This is a genomic window from Bradyrhizobium sp. AZCC 1588, from assembly GCF_036924735.1.
Taxonomy (GTDB): Bacteria; Pseudomonadota; Alphaproteobacteria; order Rhizobiales; family Xanthobacteraceae; genus Bradyrhizobium.
On the sequence record NZ_JAZHSC010000001.1, the window covers coordinates 5,575,890 to 5,598,356 of the forward strand.

Sequence of the window (22,467 nt, forward strand, 5' to 3'; positions counted from 1 at the left end):
GGCGTGGGCGTGAAAGCAGGGACATCGCTAACGCCCGATGGGGAGCCTGCCGTCCGGCATGGGAGCTGCTGCCGACATCTCCGCGCGTGTTATTAACTGCACGGTGATGATCACGGCCGCGACCAGATAGCTGAGTGGACAGGCTGTGATCATGAGCAGGCCGGCTAGATGTTGATCCTCCAGCGCGTAATGCAATGAGAAATGTCCAGGAGCGTCAGCAAGATGGCCCGTGAATCCATAAAGTGTTCTCGGCGCGAAGATGAGCAGCGCCGCAAGCAGACATGTCAGTTTTCCAGTAAGCAGGAGCGCCGGAATTGTCTGCCACCGCGATGCGGCGGACGTTGTCAGCAGGGACAACCAGAAGAAGAGCGCAGCTAGCAATAGAGCTGCGTGGAACGTCAAACCAGCCGCCGGAGACTGGAGGAGAAGGTGATGGACCGCGGGGGAATGCCACGTCCAGAGCAGAACAATCTGAAGGAAAGTCGCAGTCCAGAGCCAGATTGGTCGGGTGCCGCCGATGGGGCGGCGAGCAACGATCAGCGCGGCGACCGAGGGCGCGATGATATTCATCGACGCGATATGCAGCATCATATGGGTCGAGAAATGACCAAGATCGTAAACCAAAAGCACCGCCGCCCCAGTCAAGAGAACGGCAGTAGCGCTCGCGATGGCGGGACTGGTCATCCGGACGTTCAACCGTCTGGCTTATCGCCCTCAACGGGCATCAAAGCATCAAGTCTAAGTTCCCAAAGATGTTCCCCTTCGCGCGGCGGCGCTTGGCGCAGCAGCAGCAGCAGCAGCAGCGCACCTAAAGGAACTTACGGAACAAAACGGCATTGAAAGATGCGGCGTTCATGGCTCGCAGACGCGAAGCAGGAGCATGATATGGCTCGGAGATCGATCTGGACGCGGTACGGGTTCGCTTGGGTTACTGGGGCTTTATTTCTGATCACGCTGACCGGTCACTGGATATTCGGTTGGTATACCTACGCCAACGAGCAGCTTGCGCTCAAGCAGCCAGTTGAAATCAGCGACTACACCATGCAGATGATGCGTGACATGCTGGAGAACTGGCAATCTGAGTTTTTGCAGTTGCTTTGGCAGGTCGCCGGTCTGGCCATTTTGTTGCACGTCGGCTCGCCGCAATCCAAGGAGGGTGAGGACCGGATAGAGGCCAAGATCGACGCTATATTGCTTGCTGTGGAGCCGAAGAAAGGCGACAGCCTCCTGAAGGAAATCGATGACGAATATGAAGGGCGTCATACGGACTCCGGCTTTGTACGGAAGCTGGAGCGTCTACATAGCTGAGCCCACCGTCGGGCGGCCGCACCCAGCCGCGGGCCGTCTCATGTGAGACGGCACCGCTCTCGGCAAGAGAGTGACTCGCCCTGATTCCCTGTTGTACGATCCCGATTAACGACAACCTGGGATGTATCCGCAATGGCGAAAATCAGGATCGGTCTGGCCGGCTGCGGCTTCGTGTCCGAGCTGCACATGCATGCCTATCGGCGCGTTTATGGCGTGGATGTCGAGGTCAGGGCTGTTGCAGCGAGGGGCAGTTATGTCCTCGAGTTTGCCAATCGTCACCAGATCCCGGCGGTGCACCGCAGCTTTGGCGATCTGATCGCCGACAGTGAGATCGATGTGATCGACATCTGCACGCCGCCCAACTTGCACACTTCAATGATTATCGATGCGATGCAGGCCGGCAAACACGTCATCTGCGAAAAGCCGTTCGCCGGCTATTTCGGCCGGGATGGCGACAAGGCGCCGATCGGTAAACATGTGCCGAAGGCGTTGATGTATGAGCGCGTGCTGGACGAAATGGCGGAGACCCGCGCGGCGATCAACAGGACCGGCAAGCTTTTCATGTATGCGGAGGACTGGATTTACGCGCCGGCGGTGACCAAGACAGTCGAGATCCTCAAGGCCACGAAAGACAAAATCCTGTTCATGAAGGGGGAGGAGAGCCACTCCGGCTCGCACGCGGCGCACGCCGCGCAATGGGCGATGACCGGCGGCGGCTCGCTGATCCGGATGGGATGTCATCCGCTCTCGGCGGTGCTTTATCTCAAGCAGGTTGAGGCAAAGGCTCGCGGCGAGACGATCGGGGTTGCGAGCGTGACGTGTGACGTCGGCAATGTCACGGCTATCCTCAAACCGGAGGAGCGCACCTGCATCAAGGCCAATCCGGTCGACGTCGAGGATTGGGGCATGCTCACGGTGACCTTCTCCGACGGCACCAAGGCGACGGTATTTTCCGGCGACATGATCATGGGCGGCGTCCGCAACCTGATCGAGACCTATACCAGCGGCGGCTCGCTGTTTGCCAACATCACGCCGAACACGCAGATGATGAGCTACCAGACCAGCGAAGAGAAGCTCGCCGGCGTCTACATCACCGAAAAGGTCGACCGCAAGACCGGCTGGCAATATGTCTGCCTCGAGGAGGAATGGACGCGCGGCTATACGCAGGAAATCCAGGACTTCATGGAGTGCGTCGCCAGCGGCCGGCAGCCGCTCTCCGATCTGGCGCTGGCCTTTGAGACGATCAAGGTCAACTACGCCGGCTATTGGGCGGCTGAGGAGGGACGGCGCGTCACGCTTTAGTGGCGACCCCTCTCTTCCTTCTCCCCTTGTGGGAGAAGGTGGCGCGCGCAGCGCGGCGGATGAGGGGTACTATCCGCTGACTCAATTGCGAGAGGTTCACTCGCGGAGAGAGACCCCTCACCCGGCTTCGATGCGAAGCATCGAAGCCACCCTCTCCCACAAGGGGAGAGGGTGAAAGATGACTTACGCCGCGTAGACCGATGACTTCGGCAGCGGGAACACCGGATCCCGCGTCCTGATGTTGGTGGGCCAGACCACCGAGATATGCTCGCCGGCATTTTGCATCACGACCGGCGTCGAGCGCTCGTTCTGCCCGGAGAGCGGCGTGCCGGGCCGATAGAATTTCACGCCGTAGCCCTGGATAGTGCCGCCCGGCGGGATGTCCACGTCGAGTGCCGCCTTGCGAACCGCTTCGGGATCGAAGCCGCCGTATTTCTCCTTGGCCACGGGCAGCACGTTGTTAAGCAGGATCCAGGTCTGGTTGAAACCCATCGAGCAATGCGGCGGAACGTCGGTCGCGCTGGTTTTTTCCTTGTAGCGGGCGACCATGACCTTGGTGAGATCGCCGATGCCGGGCGCGAGTTTCGCGGGATCAAGCAATTGCGCCGGCACCGGATCGATGTTGCAGAAGTTGTCGATGTCCGCGCCGAAGGTCGCGCGCAACTTGTCGAGCTGGCTGTAGCCTGCGCCGGCGCCGAACAGCATCTTGAACTTGAGGCCGTTCTCGCGCGCCTGGCGCAGGAAAAGAGTGATATCCGGATTGTATCCGGCATGGGAAATCACGTCAGCTCTGGCGCGCTTGATCTTGGTCACCAGCACCGACAGGTCGGGGGCGGATGCCGAATAGCCTTCCTTGAGCACGACTTGCAGGCCGGCCTCCTTCGCATAGGCTTCGTCGGCGACGGCAACACCGACCCCGTATGGGCCATCCTCGTGTATCAGCGCGACCTTGACGTCCTTGGGCTCCATGCCGAGCTTGGCTTTGGCGTGCTCGGTGATGAAGCTCGCAAAGGCCTGGCCATACTGGTCGGAATGAATCTGTGCGCGGAAGACGTATTGCAGGTTCTTGTCCTTGAACACGGCAGTCGAAACCGCAGTCGTGATCCAGAGAATCTTTTTCTGCTGTTCGACCTTGGCCGAGAGCGGAACCGCGTGCGAACTCGCATAGACGCCGTTGATGATGTCGATCTTCTCCTGGTCGATCAGGCGATTGGCCTCATTGATCGCCACATCTGGCTTGCTCTGGGAATCGGCAGCGACAGGGACAACCTTGTACTTGCCGCCGATGCCGCCCTTTTCGTTGACGAGATCGATGGCAATCTGCGCGCCGATCGAGGAGGCGACCGACCCGCCGGCGGCAAAGGGGCCGGTCAAGTCGTAGATCAGGCCGATGCGCACCGTCTCGGCTTGTGCCTGCGCGCGGGTCCAATCGAAGCTGAATGCCGCGGCGGCCGCCGCAGAAGTCTTCAGCAGTGTTCTGCGTGAAGTCGGCATCGTCTCCTCCCACTGAATTATTATTATCGCCGGGACTGGTTCTTCCAGGTTTTCAGTCAAGTATTTGGAGAATACCGCGAGAAGTCAACCTGCGCGCATGCTCGTCATGGGGTGCTTATGGCAGTGCAAACGTGCGGCTGGGCAGGCGCGAGGGCAGGGTTCACCGCAAAGTCTGGTAGAGGACGGGGTGTGGAGCAGGGAGACCATCGCGTGCATTTTCGTGTATCGGGAGAATCCGATGTTGATGATAACTAGCACTGGCGCGGCGATCACCAAGAGCAAACGACTGCATTGAACGCCAAGTCGAGGGCGATTGCGGTGGACTGACCGAGGTTGCGTTCGAACTGACTGCCCGCTTTCGGGCGGCGAAGGCTTGCCGATCTCGCGCAGCGCCTGGAACACGGCAAAATGCAATTTGCTGCGATTGGGTCAGACAATCCGAGTGGTGTGAAAACAGGAAGGCTGCACGTGACAATTTGTCCGCTGCCTCTTTTTGGTCGGGTTCGCCCTTTCAGTTTGTGATATCTGAATCCACTTACGCACTACACCATCGCCCGATGGCATCAATGCAGAACGCGAGACGAAAATGTCATCGCCTTCAGATCAGACCCGGCGCACGATTATCCTGACCGCTCTTGCCACCGCGGTGCACGCAGCAGCGCCCAGACCGTCCGCTGCCGAGGAGGACGCCCCTGGCAGCGACCTGCGACCGCAAAAAGCCGACGTCCTGGTCTTCGCCGAGGGGGATCATGCGGGTGAGGTGATCAAGCCGGAGAATCTAACGCCCGGCGGACCGTTCGTGCGCGCTTGGCCAAAGGATCCCACGACCTCGGTGGTCCGAAAAGGCTCGCGGTTGAATGAGGTGGTGGTCGTAAAACTTGATCCGGCCGAACTTGATGACGACACGCGCGCGAGGTCGGCTGACGGCATCGTTGGGTATTCGGTGATTTGTACCCACGCCGGGTGCCCTATCACTGCCTGGGGGAAGGCGGCGCAGGGCGAAAAAGACGTGCTCAAATGCGTTTGCCATAATTCCGAGTTCGACCCCCGGCAAAACGCGCAAGTGGTGTTTGGACCGGCGCCTCGACGCCTTGCGGCACTTCCGTTGGCGATAGCTGACGGTTCGCTCACCGTCGCTGGAACATTCGTTGGAAAGGTAGGAGCACAGCAAGGAGGGTGATCGCAGCCCGCATCAAATGCCGCACAACCACCAAGAAAGATGAAGAAACAAACGGGAGGTAGCGTCTATGACCATGAAGCAATGGCTATTGTCGAGCTTTGTCGCGTCCACGTGCCTGTTTTCAATCGGTGCCTTTGCCGGCCCGATTGAGAAATACACTCCGGTGACAGCCGATCGCCTGAAGAACCCGGAACCCGGCAACTGGATGCTCTATCGCCGAACCTATGACGGCCAGGGATACAGCCCGCTCGATCAGATCAACACCTCGAACGTGAAAGATCTGGTACCGGTGTGGACCTTCTCGACCGGCGTGATTGAAGGGCACGAGGCTCCGCCGATCGTAAACAATGGCGTGATGTTCGTCTCGACCCCAATGGGTCAGGTGATCGCCCTCAACGCCAAGACAGGCGATGAGTACTGGCGTTACAAACGCCAGCTCCCCGACGATCTCTTCCAATTGCATCCGACCAACCGCGGGGTGGGATTGTGGCAAGACAAGCTGTATCTGGCTACAACGGATGACCATGTGGTCGCGCTCGATGCCAAAACGGGCAAGGTCCTCTGGGATACCAAAGTCCAGGACTACAAGAAGGGCCAGTACCTGACTCTGATGCCGCTGATTGTCGACGGAAAGGTTATCGTCGGGGCCGCCGGCGGCGAATTCGGCGTGCGGGGCTATGTCGTCGCGTATGATGCCAATGACGGCAAAGAGTTGTGGCGGACCTTCACCATTCCCGGAAAAGGCGAGCCTGGCAACGAAACGTGGAGCGGCGACGACTGGAAAACGGGTGGCGGCTCTGCGTGGATGACGGGCAACTACGATCCCGACACCAGGACCATTTACTGGGGCGTTGGCAACGCCGCGCCTTGGCCGGGAGATACTCACCCCGGCGACAATCTTTACACAACCTCGGTGCTAGCGCTCGACCCGGATAGCGGCAAGATCAAAACCTATTTCCAGTACCATCAAAACGATTCCTGGGATTGGGACGAGGTGGAAGCACCAATGCTGGTCGACGTGCAGAGGGATGGACGCATCTTCAAGGGCCTCATCCATCCGGGACGCAACGCGATCTTCTGGGTACTCGAGCGCAAGCCGGACAGCATCAAGTATGTAGCCGGCTGGCCTTATGTCTATACCGACGTCTGGAAGGGCATTGAGCCCGAGACGGGCAAGCCGATTGTCGATCCGGCTCACAAGCCAGTTATGGGCAAGCGGGTTGACTTCTGTCCGTCATTATGGGGCGGCAAGGATTGGCCGTCGGCGGCCTATAGTCCGAAGACCCGCTTTGTCTATGTTCCGGCCAACGAGAATTTCTGCGGCGGCTTTACCGGCGAGAAGGTGCCGTTGGTTCCCGGTCAGCTTTGGCTCGGGACCAAGCCCGAAGATATCGGCCTGAAGGTTCGCTCCGGCGCCACTCATTTTGGCGAGCTGCAGGCCTGGGATCCGGGCACGGGAAAGAAGGTCTGGTCGCACAATTTCCCCAGATCGCAGCTGTTTGGTTCGGTGACGGCGACCGCGGGCGATCTCGTCTTTGTGGGCGGTACCAATGACCGGATGTTCCGCGCCTTTCATGCCAAGACAGGCGAACTGCTTTGGGAACAGAAGACCAACTCCGGCATCGTGGGTATGCCGGTTGCTTACGAAGTGGACGGGACTCAGTATATCGCTGTCCAGTCGGGCTGGGGCGTAGACGCGCAGCGCATCCAGGACTCATTGGTGACCCAGAACAATGTCGGTCTTGAGAATAACGTGCCCCAGGGCGGCGTCGTCTGGGTGTTCGCCGTCAAGAAGTAACTGGCGATAATCTAAAGAAGAGCGGCGGACGAGATGCCCGCCGCTCTTTTGCTGCAACAGGCTAACCCGCCTCAGGCTTCAAGTTGCTTGCCGATCGGCAGCGCGCGGATGCGCTTGCCGGTCGCGGCGAAGATCGCGTTGATCAGCGCCGGCGCAACGGGCGGCAGCCCTGGCTCGCCAACGCCGCTGGGCGGCGTGTCGGGGCCGGCAGGCGCGATATAGACGTTGGTCACAGCAGGGGCTTCGTCGATCCGAATTACCGGGAAATCGTCGAAATTGCTCTGTTGCACCTTGCCGTCCTTGAAAGTGATCTCGCCATACTTGGCGAAGCTCATGCCCATGATTACAGCGCCTTCCATCTGCGCCTGGATTCGCTCCGGATTGACGTGGGTTCCGCAATCGATCGCGGTATCCACCCGGGGCACGGTGAGCTTGCCCTTGTCGTCGAAAGCTACCTCGACAATGGTCGCGATGTAGCTGACGAAGCTGCGGTGCGCAGCAATGCCGAGCCCGTGGCCCTTGGGCACGGACCGCCCCCAACCGCCCTTGTCCGCAACCAGCTCGACGACCTTGCGAAGGCGCGCGGTATCGATTGGATAGCTGTCATAGGGCTCACCATAGTTCCAGAGGTCCTTCACGGAATCTAGCTTGAGGATCCGGGGAGAGCCGATCAGCTCCAGCAGCATGGTCTTTTGATCGCGGTTGGTGGCATGGGCGAGTTCGCCCACCATCGATTGCACCGCAAAGGCGCGCGGGATATTCGACACCGAGCGGAACCAGCCAATGCGGGTATGCGCGGCCGCTTCCGGATTTTCGCACTGGACGTTGGCGATCTCGAAGGGCATGTCGACAAGCCCCATGCCGAGTTCAAACGGCGCCTGATGCTTTGCACCGGCGGCAAACGTCGAGGCGATGCTCGGCGCGACGCTGCGATGCCGCCAGGCCGTCACCTTGCCGCTCTTGTCGAGGCCGGCCTCGATGCGCTCCACCGAGACGGTGTGCAGGAAGCCGTTGCGAACGTCGTCTTCCCGCGTCCATTGCACCTTTACGGGCGCGCCGAGCTCCTTGGAAAGCAGGGCCGCCTCGAGGGCGAAATCGCATTTCGACTTGCGCCCGAACCCGCCGCCGAGCAGCGTGACGTTAACGGTGACGTTCTCCTGGGGTATGCCGAGCGTCTTGGCGACGTCTTCGCGCGTTCCGCCCGCGCTTTGCACCGGTGCCCAGATCTCCGCCTTGTCGCCCTTGACGTCCGCGACCGCGACCGGCGGTTCCATGCTGGCATGGGCATGATGCGGCACGTAGTACTCACCGACGATCACCTTGTCGGCGCCCTTCAAGGCGGCCTCCACGTCGCCCTCCTTGCGTACCACCAGGCCGGGTTTCCGTGCGGCTTGCTCCAGTTCGGCGCGGTAGGCGACCGACTCGTATTTGCCGTTGGCGCCATCGTCCCAGACGATCTTCAACGCGTTGCGGCCCTTGATGGCCGCGCCGGTGTTGCGCGCGATCACAGCGATCCCGCCGAGCGGCTGGAATTTTGAAGGCCACGGCCAGCCCCTGACTTCCATGACCTTCTCGACGCCGGAAACCTTCATCGCTTCCGCCCCGTCGAACGAGACCACCTTGCCGCCGGTCACTGGCGGCCGGGCGATGACGGCATATTTCATGCCGGGCAGGCGAACGTCGGCGCCGTAGCGCGCGGCGCCCACCGTGATATCGCGACCGTCGACGATGCCGATCTGGCCCTTGCCCAGATAGCGAAAATCCTTTGGGTCTTTCAGCCTCAGGCCTTCGACACTCGGTACCGACTCCTTGGCGGCATCGGCTGCCAGCTCGCCGAAGCCGATGCGGCGTCCGCTCGCATTGTGGACGACCTCGTGATTGATCGCCTTCACTTCGGTCGCCGGCACGCCCCAACGTTTCGCCGCTGCGGTTTCGAGCATGGTGCGGGCCGAAGCGCCGATCTGGCGCATCGGCATCAGGTAGTGCCGCGTGCTGCGCGATCCGTCGGTATCCTGGTTGCCGTATTTGACCTCGTCGCCAGGCGCCTGCTGGACGCGAACGCGCGACCAGTCGGCTTCCATCTCTTCGGCGACGATCATCGGCAGGCTGGTGCGGACACCCGTTCCCATCTCGGCGCGGTGCGCGACGATCGTCACTATTCCATCGGATGCGATAGAAACGAAAACGCGCGGGTTCACCACGGTGCCGTGCGGCATCTTGTCCGCACCGGTCTGGTATGCAGCAAAGCCCGGGCGTGACATCACGGGAGCGGCGAGCACAAAACCGCCGGCCAGCCCGAGGCCCTTCAGGATACTGCGGCGTGAAACGTTGTCGACCTTGATGTGCCGTTCAAAGCCACGGAGCTTGTTGGGATTGGTGAGGATATTCATGGTCACACCCCCGTCGATGCGAGATGCACGGCATTCTCGATGCGTTGATAAGCGCCGCAACGGCAAATGTTGCCCGACATCGCTTCGCGTATCTGGTCGTGATTGGGTTTTGGATTTTCGATGAGGAGTGCCGCGGCCTGCATGATCTGGCCGGCCTGGCAAAAGCCGCATTGGGGGACGTTCAGTTGCCGCCAGGCCTTCTGGACCGCGTGATCCCCGGTGGGATGAAGGCCTTCGATTGTCGTGACCTCCCGGCCGACCACGTCGGAAACCGAGGTGACGCAGGCGCGGACGGCCTGCTTGTCGACGATCACCGTGCATGCACCGCACAAGGCCTGGCCGCAGCCATATTTCGTGCCCGTCAAGCCGGCCTCATCGCGGAGAAACCAGAGTAATGGAAGATCCGGGTCGCCGTCCCAGCTATGCTCTTGGCTATTGATCTTCACCTTGATCATGATCGTTCCTCGCTCTTCATAAGCTGCTGATGTTTGTTCGACGTGAGCGAGAACATATTTCCCAACCGCTCAACGCCGTTGCTTTACGAGTTTGATCGCGTGGCCGGAGAGCCGGCCTTGCTTGGCAACCGCTGGCTGAATTGTACGATTTGCTTTGAATTTTGGTGGGCCATCCTCCTGCTTAAACATTTATCCGTGTTTACAGGACGGCGCGGCGAGACAGGCGCCTAGCGGACGCTATCAGAAAGCACGCCAGATCGAATTCACAACGTGTTGTCTTTGCACTCAATTTTGGACGAAAGCAGGGCCGCCCTCATCGACTGCCAATTTTTCCTGCCGGCCGTCATGCAGAACCTGCCTTGCAAGGGTTCGCGGACAGGCCGGTGCGATCAGCACTGCGTCGCCGACTAGCCTGTCCCGTTACTTTGCGAGCTGCGCCAACCCTTTCCAGTCGAATGCGATTCCATGGCCGGGCCGCGTCGGCGCCAATGCCATGCCTTCCTGGAGGACAAGCGGGTGCTCGATGTAACTTTCGAGCCCAAATCCGTGCGCTTCGAGATAGGAACGGTTCGGACACGCCGCGAGCAAATGCACGGTAACGTCATGTGCGCCGTGGCTGGTCACCGGTAGATTGAACGCTTCCGCCAGCCGGGCGATCTTCATGAAAGCCGTAACCCCGCCGCAATTGGTGACGTCGGGCTCCGGATAGGACACCGCGCCGGCCGCGATATAGTTCTTGAACTCCCAGAGCGTTCGCAGGTTTTCGCCGGCCGCGATCGGGACGCCGCCGGCCGCCATGATGCGGGCGTGACCGGCAATATCGTCGGGAATGATCGGCTCTTCGAGCCAGGTGAGATCGTAGGGTTGCAGCGCACGTGCCGCGCGGATGGCTTCCTCGACCGTCCATTTCATGTTGGCATCCGCCATCAGGGGAAAGCCGTTGCCGAGATGTTGGCGCATCGCCTGCACGCGTGCGACGTCGGATGCGAGATCGGGGCGGCCCACCTTCATCTTGATGGCGCGAAAGCCCCTGGCGAGATTGTCGTCGGTTTGCTTCAAAAGCTGCTCGATGGACAAATCGAGGTCGATGCCGCCGGCGTAGCAGGGCACGCGGGCGTCGAAGCCGCCCAACATGCGAAACAGCGGCAGATTGGCGCGGCGCGACTTCAGGTCCCACAGGGCGATATCGAGCGCCGAGAGCGCAAGCACCGGCGGTCCGCCACGCCCGCCGTAATGCAAGCTCCACCAGACGTGATGCCAGATGGCTTCGGTGTCGTCGGCCTCGCGGCCCTCAATCAGTTCGGGGATCTCCCGCCAGAGAATGTCGGCAATCGCGCCGCCATTGCGGCCGACGGTGTATGTATAGCCGACACCTTCGGCCCCGTCGGAATCGCGGACACGGCATGTCACCAGCTCGAAAGCTTTGAGTTCGCCGTGCGTGCTGTCGGAGAGGGTAACGGGCAGGGGGATCCGGTAGAGTCCGGCCTCGGTTGTCTTGATAAGCGCCATTGTGTTTCCACCCGGTCTTTTCATTGCACGCTAAATCGATCTTGTCGGCAGAGCAATTGCCTGCGGCCCTCAGACGGGAACGACCTCCCAACGTGCTGCTAAGTCGCGTTCAAGGCCTGCGCGATATCAGCGATCAGATCGGATGGGTGCTCGATGCCGATCGACAGCCGGATCGTGCAGTCGAGAACGCCTATTTTTTGGCGGATGTCAGCCGGAACGCCGGAGTGGGTCATGCTTGCGGGCAGGCTGGCAAGCGATTCAGTGCCACCCAGGCTCACGGCCAGCTTGAAGATCTGCAGGGCGTTGAGGAATTTGAACGCGGCGGCTTGGCCGCCGACGATGTCGAACGAGAATGTGGAGCCCGCACCGGTGCATTGCCTCGCAAACAGGCGGCCGGCGGGAGATGCCTCATCGTGGTGACCAAGGTAATGGACCTTTGCCACTTTTGGGTGGTCGCGCAGGTAATCTGCGACGAGGCGCGCGTTTGCGTCAGCCTTCTCCATGCGGATGCCCAGTGTTTCGAGCGACCGGCTGATCATCCAGCAGGAATGGGGGTCCAGTTGGGTACCAATCGCGCCTCGCAACGCTTTGACTTCCTTCATGAGCGCCTTTGAGCCGAGCGCAGCGCCTGCGATCAAGTCGGAATGTCCGCCGATATATTTGGTCAGAGAGTACAGCGAAAGATCTGCACCGTGTTCGATCGGTCTCTGAAACACCGGTCCGAGCAACGTATTATCGCATGCGATGATCGGCGTACTCCCCTGGGTTTGGCCGATCATCTCGGCGATCCGGCGGACCATCGCTATGTCGACCAGGCCATTGGTGGGATTGGCCGGTGTCTCAATGAAAATCATCGCAAGCCGGCCTTTGCGCATGGCGTCACCCGCTGCCGCTCTGACCGCCGCTTCGTCAATGCCGTCGGAAAAGCCCACCGCACCGATGGAGAGGTTCGCAAGCGTCTTCGCAAACAGAGTCTCCGTCCCGCCATACAGCGGCTGGGAGTGCAGGATGACGTCACCAGGGCGGACAAAGGCCAGGATTGTCGTCGAAATCGCGGCCATGCCCGAAGAGAACAGTGCGCAATTCTCGGCGCGCTCGTACACCGACAGCCTGTCCTCGACGATCTCGCTGTTGGGGTGATTGAACCGCGAGTAAACCAGACCTGCGCCCATCCCCTCGGGCGGCTCGCGCCGGCCCGCAACGTAATCGAAGAAGTCCTGTCCGTCTTCGGCGGTCCTGAAGACGAAGGTCGAGGTCAGGAAGACCGGTGGTTTGACGGCTCCTTCCGACAGTTGCGGATCGTAGCCGTAGTTCAGCATCAGCGTTTCCGGATGCAGCATGTGGTTGCCGATGTGGGTTTTCGACGGAAACGGTTTCACCATGGGCTGTCTCCCTGCCGGGATGCGGAACGCCGCACTGCGTTGGGGGTGCGCAATCGCGAGCGATCAGGAGTGATGGATGCGATCGCATCCAGCGGCTCCAGTTGACGTTATCAGGGATCAGCGTAGCAAAATTCGGGACTGATTTCACCGCATCCGGAGCGGATTTCGCAGTGCTCGATCGTCAGGCATGAACCGCAACCTTCAATGCCTCGGCGCGGATCTCTTCGACGAGCCGTTCCTTCAGGCTGACGAATTCGGGCGTGGTCTTGATTTTGTAGGATCGCGGGTGGGCTAGATCGACCGCGATCTCGGCCTTGATACGGCCCGGACGAGCGCTCATGACGATGACGCGGCTGCCGAGAAAGATCGCTTCCTCGATATCATGGGTGACGAACAGCACGGTTTTCTGCTCGCGTTCCCAGATGCCGAGCAGCATTTCCTGCATCAGCACGCGGGTTTGGTTATCCAGCGCGCCGAACGGCTCGTCGAGCAGCAGGATCTTTGGATCGTTGGCGAGCGCCCGTGCGATCGCCGTGCGCTGCTGCATGCCGCCGGAGAGTTGCTTCGGCCAATGATTCTCAAAGCCCGATAAGCCGACCCGTTGGATGAAGCCGTCGGCGATCTTGCCGCGATCCGCTTCGGAAATCCCGCGCTCGCGCAGGCCAAACGCGATGTTTTCGCGCACGGTCAGCCATGGAAACAGGGTGTAGGACTGAAACACCATGCCGCGATCCGCGCCGGGGCCAACGACCTCTTGCCCATCAAGAATGACCCGGCCGCTGGTCGGCCGGTCAAGCCCGGCGACGATGCGCAGCAACGTCGATTTTCCGCAACCCGAAGGGCCGAGGATGGTGACGAAGTCATTATTGCGGACGTTGAGGTCGATCGGCTCCAGCGCGCGTGTCGGCGCATGCCCCTGGCGCGCGGGGAAGGTGCGGGCGACCTGATCGATTTTCAGTTCGGTCATGCCAGTTTCCACGGAAACAGCCAGGCGTTGAAGGCTTTGAACAGGAAGTCCGATACGAGCCCGATCAGCCCGATGACGATGATGCCGAAGATAATCTGGCCGGTGTTGAGCAGGGCCTGGCTGTCGGTGATCATATGGCCGATGCCTGACGATGAACCGATCAACTCGGCGACGATGACGTAGGTCCACGCCCAGCCGAGAACGAGTCGAAGGATCTCCGCAACCTCGGGCGCGGAGGAGGGCAGCAGCACACGGTTGATGATGCCGCGGTCGCTGGCGCCCAGCGTGTAGGCGGCTTCAACGAGGTCGCGCCTGGTGTTTCCGACTGTCACGGTGACCATCAGGATGATCTGGAAGACCGAACCGATGAAAATGACCAGGAGCTTCTGCAACTCGCCGATGCCCGCCCACAGGATCAACAGCGGGATAAAGGCCGAGGCGGGCAAGTAACGTGCGAACGAGACGAACGGCTCCAGGAAAGCTTCGATCGGCTTGTAAGCCCCCATCAGAACGCCGAGCGGCACAGCGATGATGGCCGCCAGCACAAAGCCGCCGACGACACGCCAGACCGTCATGCCGATGTCGAACAGGAAGCCGTGCTTTGTCAGCAGCTCCCAACCCTCCTGCAGCATCGTCAGCGGGTTGGCGAGAAACGTCTTGGAGACGTAACCGCCAAAGGTCGCCCAAGCCCACACGGCAACGAAAAGCACGAAGAACGCCAGGCCATAGGCCGCGCGCTGCCTCGATGTCACGGGATCCAGGGGACGTATCACAGGCATATCCTAAAAAGCTGTGCGGTGATCGCCGTCGTCCCGCTCTCATGACCGAGAGCGGGACTGGCGTGGTACACGCAAAACTACTTGATGAAGCTTGCGTCGAAGAGGTCGTCGATCTTCGGAACCGATTTGATGATGCCGATCTCGAGCAACAGGTCTGCAGCTTCCTTGTTGAAGGTCAGGAATTCGCCCGCGAAGAATTTCTGGTTCGCGGCTTTGTCCTGCCAGCGCAGGAATTTGGCCGAGTTGCCGAATTGCTCGCCGGACTGCTTTACGTCGGCACCCATGATCTCGTACGACTTGGCCTGATCCTTTTCGATCAAGGCGATCGCCTCGAAATAGCTGTCGGCCAGCGCCTTGGCAGCTCTCGGGTTTTCAGTCAGGAATTTCGGCGTGCAGCCGAACGTGTCCATCACCATCGGATAGTCGAGCGTGGTGGCGATGATCTTGCCCTTGTCCGGCGCTGCGCGCACCGTCGAGAGGTAAGGCTCATAGGTCATGGCCGCATCGTTCTGGCCCGAGACGAATGCCTGTGCCGCCGCCGCCGGCTCCAGGTTCACGATCGTGACATCCTTGACCGAAAGGCCGTTCTTCTTGAGCATCCAAGCCAAAGCAAAATACGGTGAGGTGCCGGGCGCGGATGCGGCAACCGTCTTGCCCTTGAGGTCCTTGATCGAGGCGATAGTGTTTCGCGTTGCCATGCCGTCGGCGCCGTAGCTCTTGTCGAGCTGGAAGATCTGCTTGGTGGCGACGCCATTGGCATTCCAGGATATCCAGGTCTCGACCGTGGTCGCCGCGCATTGGATGTCGCCCGACGCGATAGCCAGATGGCGGTCTTTCTGCGGGATCTTCTTGATCGTCACATCGAGGCCGTTCTTCTTGAAGATGCCCGCCTGATTGGCGAGCGTGAGCGGGGCGAAACCGGTCCATCCGGAAATGCCGATGCCGACCTTCACGTCCTGGGCGGCGGCCGGTGCGGCCATCAGGAGGGCGGCCGTTGCCGCGAAAATTCCAAAACTACGCATGGCTATATCCCTTTGCTGGTTCATCGACTGGTCTTCAGACTGGTTGCGGCAAAGCCGTTACCAAAACTGCTGCATAGCTTGTGCCAGATCTTGCGTGCATTGTTATCCCTCCAAGCCGCCTTTGAAGCGAGCAATCAGTTTATGGGACTCGCCCGGATAGAGCAGGCGTACGGCCGTCAGAGGTCGGGCGCTGCGCCAGGTATGCCGGTCGATCACGAGGCAGGGGGCGCCGATCGCGATATCCAGTGCCGCCGCAGCCTGTTCGTCAGCCACGATGGCACTGATCGAATGCTCGGCTTCCGTCCATGGCACATGGTGCAGCAGCCACGAGCCGGGCGGCTCGGCCGCAAAATCCGCCGCAGCCGCTTCGGGCACGGCGTCGAGATCGATCAGCCTGTCCTCGATGGCGAACGGCACGCCATCGGCGCTGTGACGGCATGCAATCGCGATCACCTTTCCGGTTTTCCCTGCGCCAAGACGGGCGCGGTCGGCGGCGTTTGCGGTGCGCCGCGAGCACTGGATCAACTCATAGCCGTAACTGCGGCCGAGCGCGCCTATCTCTGCGCGGATATCGACGATCTTGAGCACCGCTGACAGAAATGTGGGGCGGCGGACAAAGCTGCCGGCCTTGCGCCGTCGCTCGATGAGATCGGCTTGCGCAAGTTCCGACAGCGCCTTGCTCACTGTCATGCGCGAGCAGCCATAGCGCAACATCAGCTCGTGCTCGAACGGGATGCGGTGCCCGGGCGGCCATTCTCCGGTCAGGATGCGGCGCTCGATGTCGATCCGGATCTGCTTGTACAGCGTCGGCTTGTCGGCCGATTGGAGTTTGCCGCGATCGGTGGCGAGGCTCATGCCACGAGCCTCCGCACCGCTGCGTTGAACGTCTCACGTGCGCTCTCGCGGAGCCTGTGACGTCCTTTCTCAACGACTTTGGCGCCGCCGGCCCAGACCGCGTCGACGGCACCTGCGCCTGCTGCAAAAATCCAGCCGTCGAGGACAGCGTCTCCGCGACGTTCGGCGAGCGAAGGATGGGTGGTGTCGAGGGTCACGATGTCGGCGCGTGCATCTACCTGCAGGCCGGCAGTTGGCTGTGCGAGCGCCTGCGTCCCGCCGGCGAGCGCGGCGTCGAACAGCGCGCGGCCGGTCGACAGGCCGGGACCGCCGGACAGCACATTGCGCTCGCGATGTTTCAAGCGCTGGCCGTATTCGAGCTGACGCAGTTCGTCGGTGACGCCGACCAGCACGTTGGAGTCCGTCCCGATGCCGAACCGCCCGCCGGCATCGAGGAATTCGCGGGCCGAAAAAATGCCGTCGCCAAGACTGGCTTCGGTGACCGGGCAGAGTCCGGCGACTGCACCGCTTCTTGCAAGCGCGGTGGTTTCCGCTTCGGTCATATGGGTCGCATGGATCAGGCACCAGCGCTGATCGACGGGCGCATGTTCGAGCAGCCACTCAACCGGCCGCCGGCCCGACCAGGCGATGCATTCCTCGACTTCCCTGGTCTGTTCGGCGGCATGGATATGCATCGGCCCGGCTTCGGCCAATGGCGCGAGGGCCGCCAATTCGTCAGGCGTTACGGCGCGCAGGCTGTGCGGCGCGATGCCGACATTGGCTCCGGGCAACGCGCGGACGGCTGCCCGCGTGGCATCAGTTAGTTTGGCAAACTGATCGACCGAGCAGATGAACCGGCGCTGGCCGGCATGTGGTGTCGCTCCGCCGAACGAGCTGTGTGCATAGAAACTCGGCAGCAGCGTCAACCCGATGCCGGAGATTTCAGCGGCGCGCACAATTCGCGTCGCCATCTCGGCGGGGTTGGCGTAGGGCGCGCCGTCGTGGTCGTGGTGGAGATAGTGGAATTCGCCCACGCGCGTATAGCCTCGCTCGAGCATCTCGACATAGAGCAGCGTGGCGACGGCTTCGACGTCTTCCGGCGTCATTTCGAGCGCGAAGCGATACATCGTCTCGCGCCATGTCCAGAACGTATCCGCGGAATTGCCGCGCGTTTCGGCGAGCCCCGCCATGCCACGCTGGAACGCATGGCTATGCAGGCTCGCTATGCCGGGAATTGCGAGCTTGTGGCGTTCGTCATGCCGTCCCGGCGCCACGCCGGTCGTAACCTTGGTGATGGTCTGGTCCGCCACCACCACCTGCACGTCATCGGCCCACCCCGAGGGGAGCAGCGCTGATGCGAAATGCAGTATCGACATGTTTCGAAACCGGCTGGACAGAACACCCACGCGATTTTATGTATAGACATATAGAGACGTCAAGCTCCTGCCTGTGAGGAGAGCTGCATGGCCGAGCGCTTCGATCGAATCTGGCTCAACGCCCGGCTCGCCACGGTCCGCGAGGATCTGCCGGGGCTCGGTGTGATCGAGGACGGCCTGATCGCCGCGCGCGACGGCCGCATCGCGTTCGCCGGCAGCCGTTCCGACTTTCCATTGGACGCCGATGCGGTCGAGCGGATCGATTGCGCGGGGCGCTGGATCACGCCGGGACTGGTGGATTGTCATACCCACCTGGTGTTTGGCGGAAGCCGTGCGCATGAATTCGAGCTGCGGCTGCAGGGAGCGAGCTACGAAGAGATCGCGCGCGCAGGCGGCGGCATTGTCTCCACGGTCGCGGCGACGCGGGCGTCCAGCGAGGCCGAGCTAGTTGCCGGCGCGCTGCCAAGGCTCGACGCCCTGATCGGCGAGGGCGTGACGACGCTGGAGATCAAATCCGGCTACGGCCTCGATACCGAAACCGAGATGCGTCAGCTCTCGGCGGCGCGTGCGCTGGGTGATAAGCGGCCGGTCGCCATCAAGACGACGTTTCTCGGCGCGCACGCGACGCCACCGGAAGCTGACGGTGACAAGGATCGGTATATCGACCTTGTCTGCCGCGAGATGTTGCCGGCGGTGGCGCAGGCCGGATTGGCCGACGCCGTCGATGCCTTCATGGAAGGTATTGCGTTTTCGGAAGAGCAAACGGCACGGGTGTTCCGCGCGGCAACGGCGCTTGGATTGCCGGTCAAGCTGCATGCGGATCAGCTCTCGAATCTCGGCGGCGCCGCGCTTGCTGCGGAATTCGCGGCCTTGTCGGCCGATCATCTGGAGCACACCGATGACGCCGGCGCCGCGGCGATGGCGCGGGCAGGGACGGTGGCGGTGCTGCTGCCGGGCGCATTCTATTTTATTCGCGAGACGACGAAGCCACCGGTCGAACTATTCCGCGCCCACGGCGTCAACATGGCACTTGCGACCGACTGCAATCCCGGCAGTTCGCCGATGACGTCGCTTCTCTTGGCCATGAACATGGGTGCAACGCTGTTCCGGATGACCGTTGCCGAATGCCTCGCTGGCGTAACGCGGGAAGGTGCGCGCGCGCTCGGAATTCTCGGCGAGACAGGAACGCTCCAGGCGGGCAAATGGTGTGATCTTGCGATCTGGGAGATCGAGCGGCCGGCCGAGCTTGTTTACCGGATCGGTTTTAATCCGTTGCATAGCCGGGTGTGGAGGGGACAGTGAGCCGCCCCGATGCCCCCATTGTGGTTTCGCCTGGAAGGGTCAGCCTCGACGATCTGGCGCAAGTCCTTGCCGGCGCTCCGGTCGTGCTCGATCCATCGTTCTGGCCGCGGCGTTGAAGCTGCATCGGCGATTGTTGCGGCGGCCGCGCGCGCGGAAGCCCCGGCGTACGGTATCAATACCGGATTCGGAAAACTGGCGTCGAAACGGATTGCTGCCGACCAGACGGTGCTGCTGCAGCACAATCTCATTGTGTCGCATTGCTGCGGGGTAGGGCCGCCGACGCCGGAGCCGATCGTTCGTCTGATGATGGCGCTCAAGATCGTCTCGCTGGGGCGAGGTGCATCGGGCGTGCGCCGCGAAATCATCGAGCACCTTCAGGCCATGCTGGCGAAGGGCATTTGTCCGCTGGTGCCGCAGCAGGGATCGGTCGGAGCGTCCGGCGATCTGGCGCCGCTTGCGCATATGACGGCGGTCATGATCGGCGAGGGGCAGGCGCTGATCGGCGGAAGCGTTGTGCCGGCCCGCGAAGCACTGGCGGCCGCCGGTCTTGCGCCGGTGGCGCTCGGTCCGAAGGAGGGCCTTGCTCTGATCAATGGCACGCAGTTTTCGACCGCCTACGCCATTTCCGGATTGCTGCGCGCCCATGGCCTGGCCAGTGCGGCCTTGGTGACGGGCGCGTTGTCGGTCGATGCGGCGATGGCGTCGACGGCGCCGTTTCGTCCCGAGATCCAGCAACTGCGCGGGCATGCCGGGCAAATCGCCGCCGGCGCTGCGCTAACGGCACTGCTCGACGGCAGCGACATCAGGAACTCGCATCTCGAAGGCGACGAGCGCGTGCAGGATCCCTATTGCCTGCGCTGCCAGCCGCAGGTCGCCGGCGCCGCGCTCGATTTGCTGACGCAAGCCGCCCGCACGCTGACGATCGAAGCGAACGCCGTCACCGATAACCCGCTGGTCCTGGTCGAGACCGGAGAGATCGTCTCGGGTGGCAATTTTCACGCCGAGCCGGTCGCTTTTGCCGCCGATCAGATTGCGCTGGCACTCTCCGAGATTGGAGCGATCAGCGAGCGACGCATCGCGACCCTCGTCGATCCCGCGCTCAACTTTGGCCTGCCGCCGTTTCTGACTCCCGATCCCGGCCTCAACTCCGGCTTCATGATCGCCGAAGTGACGGCAGCCGCGCTCTATGCGGAGAATAAACAGCGCGCCTCGGCCTGCTCGATCGACTCGACGCCGACCAGCGCCAACCAGGAAGATCACGTGTCGATGGCCGCACACGCGGCGCGGCGGTTGTCTGACATGGCGGACAATCTCGCCATCATCCTCGGCATCGAGCTATTGGTTGCAGCGCAAGGCATTGGGCTGCGCGCACCGCATTCGACCAGTCCCGCGCTGGCTGCTGTGATTACTGTATTGCGCGAGCAGGTGCCGGCGCTCGGTAGCGATCGCTACATGGCCGATGACCTCGCGAAGGCAACGGCGCTGGTTGAATCCGGCGCGTTGCCGACGGCCGCTATGTCGGTGCTTGAAAGTAACCCGTTTCCAATCCTTGCCGAGAGAGGCTCTTTGTCATGAACCGCCGACTGGACAACGACCGCATCATCCGGGCGCCCCACGGGCCCGAGATCAGCGCCAAGAGCTGGCTGACGGAAGCGCCGCTTCGAATGCTGATGAACAATCTCGATCCTGATGTTGCCGAACGGCCGAGCGAACTCGTCGTCTATGGCGGAATCGGCCGTGCCGCCCGCGACTGGGACAGTTTTGATCGGATCGTTGCCTCGCTGCGCAAGCTCGAAGGCGACCAGACGCTGGTGGTGCAGTCGGGCAAGCCGGTCGGAATTTTCCGCACCCATGCCGATGCGCCGCGCGTGCTGATCGCGAACTCGAATCTGGTGCCCCACTGGGCGACGCTCGATCACTTCAATGAGCTCGACAAGCAAGGGCTGATGATGTTCGGCCAGATGACGGCCGGCTCGTGGATCTACATCGGCAGCCAGGGCATCGTGCAGGGGACGTATGAAACGTTTGTCGAGGTCGGGCGGCGTCATTACGGCGGCAACCTCGCGGGCAAGTGGATCTTGACGGCGGGTCTCGGCGGCATGGGCGGCGCGCAGCCGCTCGCCGCGACCATGGCCGGGGCGTCGATGCTCGCGATCGAATGCCAACCGAGCCGCATCGAGATGCGGCTGCGCACGGGTTACCTCGACCGGCAGGCAAGCTCGCTTGACGAGGCGCTCGCGATCATGACGGAGGCGGCGCAGAACAAGAAGCCGGTCTCCGTCGGCCTTCTCGGCAATGCCGCCGAAGTTTTTCCCGAGCTTGTGCGCCGCGGCGTCAGGCCCGACATCGTTACCGACCAGACCAGCGCGCACGATCCGATCAACGGCTATTTGCCGAAGGGATGGACGCTTGCCGAGTGGGAGTCGAAACGCGAGGCCGACCCGAAAGCAGTTGAAGTCGCGGCGAAGACCTCCATGGTCGGCCACGTCCAGGCCATGCTGGATTTCCACGCGCAAGGTATTCCCACGCTCGACTATGGCAACAACATTCGCCAGATGGCGAAGGACATGGGACTGAAGAACGCGTTCGATTTTCCCGGCTTCGTACCGGCCTACATCCGTCCGCTGTTTTGCCGCGGCGTCGGCCCGTTCCGGTGGGCGGCGCTATCAGGAGATCCCGAAGATATTTTTCGGACCGACGCCAAGGTCAAGGAGCTGATGCCGGACGATAAGCATCTCCATAACTGGCTCGATATGGCGAAAGCACGGATCAAGTTCCAGGGGCTGCCAGCACGAATCTGTTGGGTCGGTCTGGGTGATCGCCACCGGCTCGGCATGGCGTTCAATGACATGGTGGCGCGCGGCGAACTGAAGGCGCCGATCGTCATCGGTCGCGATCATCTCGACAGCGGCTCGGTTGCGAGCCCGAACCGCGAAACCGAAGCGATGCGCGACGGCTCGGATGCAGTGTCGGACTGGCCGCTGCTCAATGCGCTGCTCAATTGTGCCAGCGGGGCCACCTGGGTCTCGCTCCATCATGGCGGCGGCGTCGGGATCGGCTATTCGCAGCACGCCGGCATGGTCATTGTCGCCGACGGAACGCAGGAGGCTGCGCGTCGACTTGAACGCGTGTTGTGGAACGATCCGGCATCGGGAGTCATGCGTCATGCCGACGCCGGCTATGAAAGCGCGATTGCATGTGCCCGCGCCAACGGGCTCGATCTGCCCGGTCTGACGCTGTAGCGCTCCGGGCTTTCTTGCGCCGGTATTTCCAGAGGGGAGGATTTCCTTCCTTATTGTAAATACACACAGTTTACCTATATAGTACTGCGGGGTCACTGACCCGCATAATTCATTTGGTTCTCCGGTC

General features: G+C 61.7%; 17 protein-coding genes and 1 pseudogene. 7 read left to right on the forward strand and 11 right to left on the reverse strand.

Going from position 1 to position 22,467, the window contains the following annotated elements:
* Positions 1 to 27: 27 nt before the first annotated feature.
* The gene (locus V1277_RS25965; RefSeq protein ID WP_334418751.1) at positions 28 to 684 is read right to left on the reverse strand and encodes a cytochrome c oxidase assembly protein; all 657 of its coding nucleotides are present in this window, start codon (positions 682 to 684) and stop codon (positions 28 to 30) included.
* Between the two features lie 201 nt (positions 685 to 885).
* Here V1277_RS25965 and V1277_RS25970 point away from each other — a divergent pair, with 201 nt between their 5' ends.
* Both V1277_RS25970 and V1277_RS25975 read left to right on the forward strand, forming a co-directional pair.
* Positions 886 to 1,308 (forward strand): DUF6766 family protein, encoded by a 423-nt coding sequence (locus tag V1277_RS25970; RefSeq protein ID WP_334418752.1) that lies wholly within the window; start codon positions 886 to 888, stop codon positions 1,306 to 1,308.
* Positions 1,309 to 1,440: 132 nt separating this feature from the next.
* Entirely contained in the window at positions 1,441 to 2,610 is a 1,170-nt protein-coding gene (locus V1277_RS25975; RefSeq protein ID WP_334418753.1) for a Gfo/Idh/MocA family protein, read from the forward strand.
* Positions 2,611 to 2,793: 183 nt separating this feature from the next.
* Here V1277_RS25975 and V1277_RS25980 read toward each other — a convergent pair whose 3' ends face one another.
* On the reverse strand, positions 2,794 to 4,104 hold the full coding sequence (locus tag V1277_RS25980; protein WP_334418754.1) for an ABC transporter substrate-binding protein: 1,311 nt from the start codon (positions 4,102 to 4,104) through the stop codon (positions 2,794 to 2,796).
* Positions 4,105 to 4,690: 586 nt separating this feature from the next.
* Here V1277_RS25980 and V1277_RS25985 point away from each other — a divergent pair.
* Together V1277_RS25985 and V1277_RS25990 are read left to right on the forward strand one after the other, a co-directional pair.
* Positions 4,691 to 5,284: a QcrA and Rieske domain-containing protein gene (locus V1277_RS25985; protein WP_334418755.1), complete on the forward strand. Its 594-nt coding sequence runs from the start codon at positions 4,691 to 4,693 to the stop codon at positions 5,282 to 5,284.
* A 67-nt stretch (positions 5,285 to 5,351) separates the two neighbouring features.
* Entirely contained in the window at positions 5,352 to 7,082 is a 1,731-nt protein-coding gene (locus V1277_RS25990) for a methanol/ethanol family PQQ-dependent dehydrogenase (protein WP_334418756.1), read from the forward strand.
* A gap of 71 nt (positions 7,083 to 7,153) precedes the next feature.
* On the opposite strand, the gene V1277_RS25995 is transcribed toward V1277_RS25990, so the two are convergent.
* The 9 genes from V1277_RS25995 to V1277_RS26035 all read right to left on the reverse strand — a co-directional run bounded on the left by V1277_RS25995 (position 7,154) and on the right by V1277_RS26035 (position 17,796).
* Entirely contained in the window at positions 7,154 to 9,472 is a 2,319-nt protein-coding gene (locus V1277_RS25995) for a xanthine dehydrogenase family protein molybdopterin-binding subunit (protein ID WP_334418757.1), read from the reverse strand.
* 2 nt (positions 9,473 to 9,474) lie between these two features.
* Positions 9,475 to 9,927 (reverse strand): (2Fe-2S)-binding protein, encoded by a 453-nt coding sequence (locus tag V1277_RS26000; protein ID WP_334418758.1) that lies wholly within the window; start codon positions 9,925 to 9,927, stop codon positions 9,475 to 9,477.
* 420 nt (positions 9,928 to 10,347) lie between these two features.
* Positions 10,348 to 11,436 carry a mandelate racemase/muconate lactonizing enzyme family protein gene (locus V1277_RS26005; RefSeq protein WP_334418759.1) on the reverse strand — a complete coding sequence of 363 codons (1,089 nt, stop codon included), beginning with the start codon at positions 11,434 to 11,436 and terminating at the stop codon, positions 10,348 to 10,350.
* A 98-nt stretch (positions 11,437 to 11,534) separates the two neighbouring features.
* Positions 11,535 to 12,818 (reverse strand): cystathionine gamma-synthase family protein, encoded by a 1,284-nt coding sequence (locus V1277_RS26010; protein ID WP_334376234.1) that lies wholly within the window; start codon positions 12,816 to 12,818, stop codon positions 11,535 to 11,537.
* Positions 12,819 to 12,999: 181 nt separating this feature from the next.
* Positions 13,000 to 13,785: an ABC transporter ATP-binding protein gene (locus V1277_RS26015; protein ID WP_334418760.1), complete on the reverse strand. Its 786-nt coding sequence runs from the start codon at positions 13,783 to 13,785 to the stop codon at positions 13,000 to 13,002.
* Positions 13,782 to 14,555, reverse strand: coding sequence for an ABC transporter permease (locus V1277_RS26020; protein ID WP_156795989.1), 774 nt, complete (start codon positions 14,553 to 14,555; stop codon positions 13,782 to 13,784). Before V1277_RS26020 ends, V1277_RS26015 begins: the two co-directional genes overlap by 4 nt.
* A gap of 86 nt (positions 14,556 to 14,641) precedes the next feature.
* Positions 14,642 to 15,586: an ABC transporter substrate-binding protein gene (locus tag V1277_RS26025; RefSeq protein ID WP_334418761.1), complete on the reverse strand. Its 945-nt coding sequence runs from the start codon at positions 15,584 to 15,586 to the stop codon at positions 14,642 to 14,644.
* Between the two features lie 102 nt (positions 15,587 to 15,688).
* Positions 15,689 to 16,441, reverse strand: a complete 753-nt coding sequence (gene hutC / locus V1277_RS26030) for a histidine utilization repressor (protein WP_334376231.1) — start codon at positions 16,439 to 16,441, stop codon at positions 15,689 to 15,691.
* Positions 16,438 to 17,796 carry a formimidoylglutamate deiminase gene (locus V1277_RS26035; protein WP_334418762.1) on the reverse strand — a complete coding sequence of 453 codons (1,359 nt, stop codon included), beginning with the start codon at positions 17,794 to 17,796 and terminating at the stop codon, positions 16,438 to 16,440. Before V1277_RS26035 ends, hutC begins: the two co-directional genes overlap by 4 nt.
* 87 nt (positions 17,797 to 17,883) lie before the next feature.
* Here V1277_RS26035 and hutI point away from each other — a divergent pair, with 87 nt between their 5' ends.
* The 3 genes and pseudogenes from hutI to hutU all read left to right on the forward strand — a co-directional run bounded on the left by hutI (position 17,884) and on the right by hutU (position 22,340).
* Positions 17,884 to 19,098: an imidazolonepropionase gene (gene hutI, locus V1277_RS26040; RefSeq protein WP_334418763.1), complete on the forward strand. Its 1,215-nt coding sequence runs from the start codon at positions 17,884 to 17,886 to the stop codon at positions 19,096 to 19,098.
* Positions 19,095 to 20,673, forward strand: a pseudogene (hutH, locus tag V1277_RS26045) (histidine ammonia-lyase). The gene hutI and the pseudogene hutH overlap by 4 nt, the downstream one beginning before the upstream one ends.
* Positions 20,670 to 22,340, forward strand: coding sequence for a urocanate hydratase (gene hutU, locus V1277_RS26050; RefSeq protein WP_334418764.1), 1,671 nt, complete (start codon positions 20,670 to 20,672; stop codon positions 22,338 to 22,340). The pseudogene hutH and the gene hutU overlap by 4 nt, the downstream one beginning before the upstream one ends.
* The last annotated feature ends 127 nt before the right edge of the window (positions 22,341 to 22,467 follow it).

What these genes read in the sequence shown, in the direction of transcription:
- V1277_RS25965 (WP_334418751.1), bottom strand. Translation starts at nt 684, where the DNA reads ATGACCAGTCCCGCCATCGCGAGCGCTACTGCCGTTCTCTTGACTGGG.
- V1277_RS25970 (WP_334418752.1), top strand. Translation starts at nt 886, where the DNA reads ATGGCTCGGAGATCGATCTGGACGCGGTACGGGTTCGCTTGGGTTACT.
- V1277_RS25975 (WP_334418753.1), top strand. Translation starts at nt 1,441, where the DNA reads ATGGCGAAAATCAGGATCGGTCTGGCCGGCTGCGGCTTCGTGTCCGAG.
- V1277_RS25980 (WP_334418754.1), bottom strand. Translation starts at nt 4,104, where the DNA reads ATGCCGACTTCACGCAGAACACTGCTGAAGACTTCTGCGGCGGCCGCC.
- V1277_RS25985 (WP_334418755.1), top strand. Translation starts at nt 4,691, where the DNA reads ATGTCATCGCCTTCAGATCAGACCCGGCGCACGATTATCCTGACCGCT.
- V1277_RS25990 (WP_334418756.1), top strand. Translation starts at nt 5,352, where the DNA reads ATGACCATGAAGCAATGGCTATTGTCGAGCTTTGTCGCGTCCACGTGC.
- V1277_RS25995 (WP_334418757.1), bottom strand. Translation starts at nt 9,472, where the DNA reads ATGAATATCCTCACCAATCCCAACAAGCTCCGTGGCTTTGAACGGCAC.
- V1277_RS26000 (WP_334418758.1), bottom strand. Translation starts at nt 9,927, where the DNA reads ATGATCAAGGTGAAGATCAATAGCCAAGAGCATAGCTGGGACGGCGAC.
- V1277_RS26005 (WP_334418759.1), bottom strand. Translation starts at nt 11,436, where the DNA reads ATGGCGCTTATCAAGACAACCGAGGCCGGACTCTACCGGATCCCCCTG.
- V1277_RS26010 (WP_334376234.1), bottom strand. Translation starts at nt 12,818, where the DNA reads ATGGTGAAACCGTTTCCGTCGAAAACCCACATCGGCAACCACATGCTG.
- V1277_RS26015 (WP_334418760.1), bottom strand. Translation starts at nt 13,785, where the DNA reads ATGACCGAACTGAAAATCGATCAGGTCGCCCGCACCTTCCCCGCGCGC.
- V1277_RS26025 (WP_334418761.1), bottom strand. Translation starts at nt 15,586, where the DNA reads ATGCGTAGTTTTGGAATTTTCGCGGCAACGGCCGCCCTCCTGATGGCC.
- hutC (WP_334376231.1), bottom strand. Translation starts at nt 16,441, where the DNA reads ATGAGCCTCGCCACCGATCGCGGCAAACTCCAATCGGCCGACAAGCCG.
- V1277_RS26035 (WP_334418762.1), bottom strand. Translation starts at nt 17,796, where the DNA reads ATGTCGATACTGCATTTCGCATCAGCGCTGCTCCCCTCGGGGTGGGCC.
- hutI (WP_334418763.1), top strand. Translation starts at nt 17,884, where the DNA reads ATGGCCGAGCGCTTCGATCGAATCTGGCTCAACGCCCGGCTCGCCACG.
- hutU (WP_334418764.1), top strand. Translation starts at nt 20,670, where the DNA reads ATGAACCGCCGACTGGACAACGACCGCATCATCCGGGCGCCCCACGGG.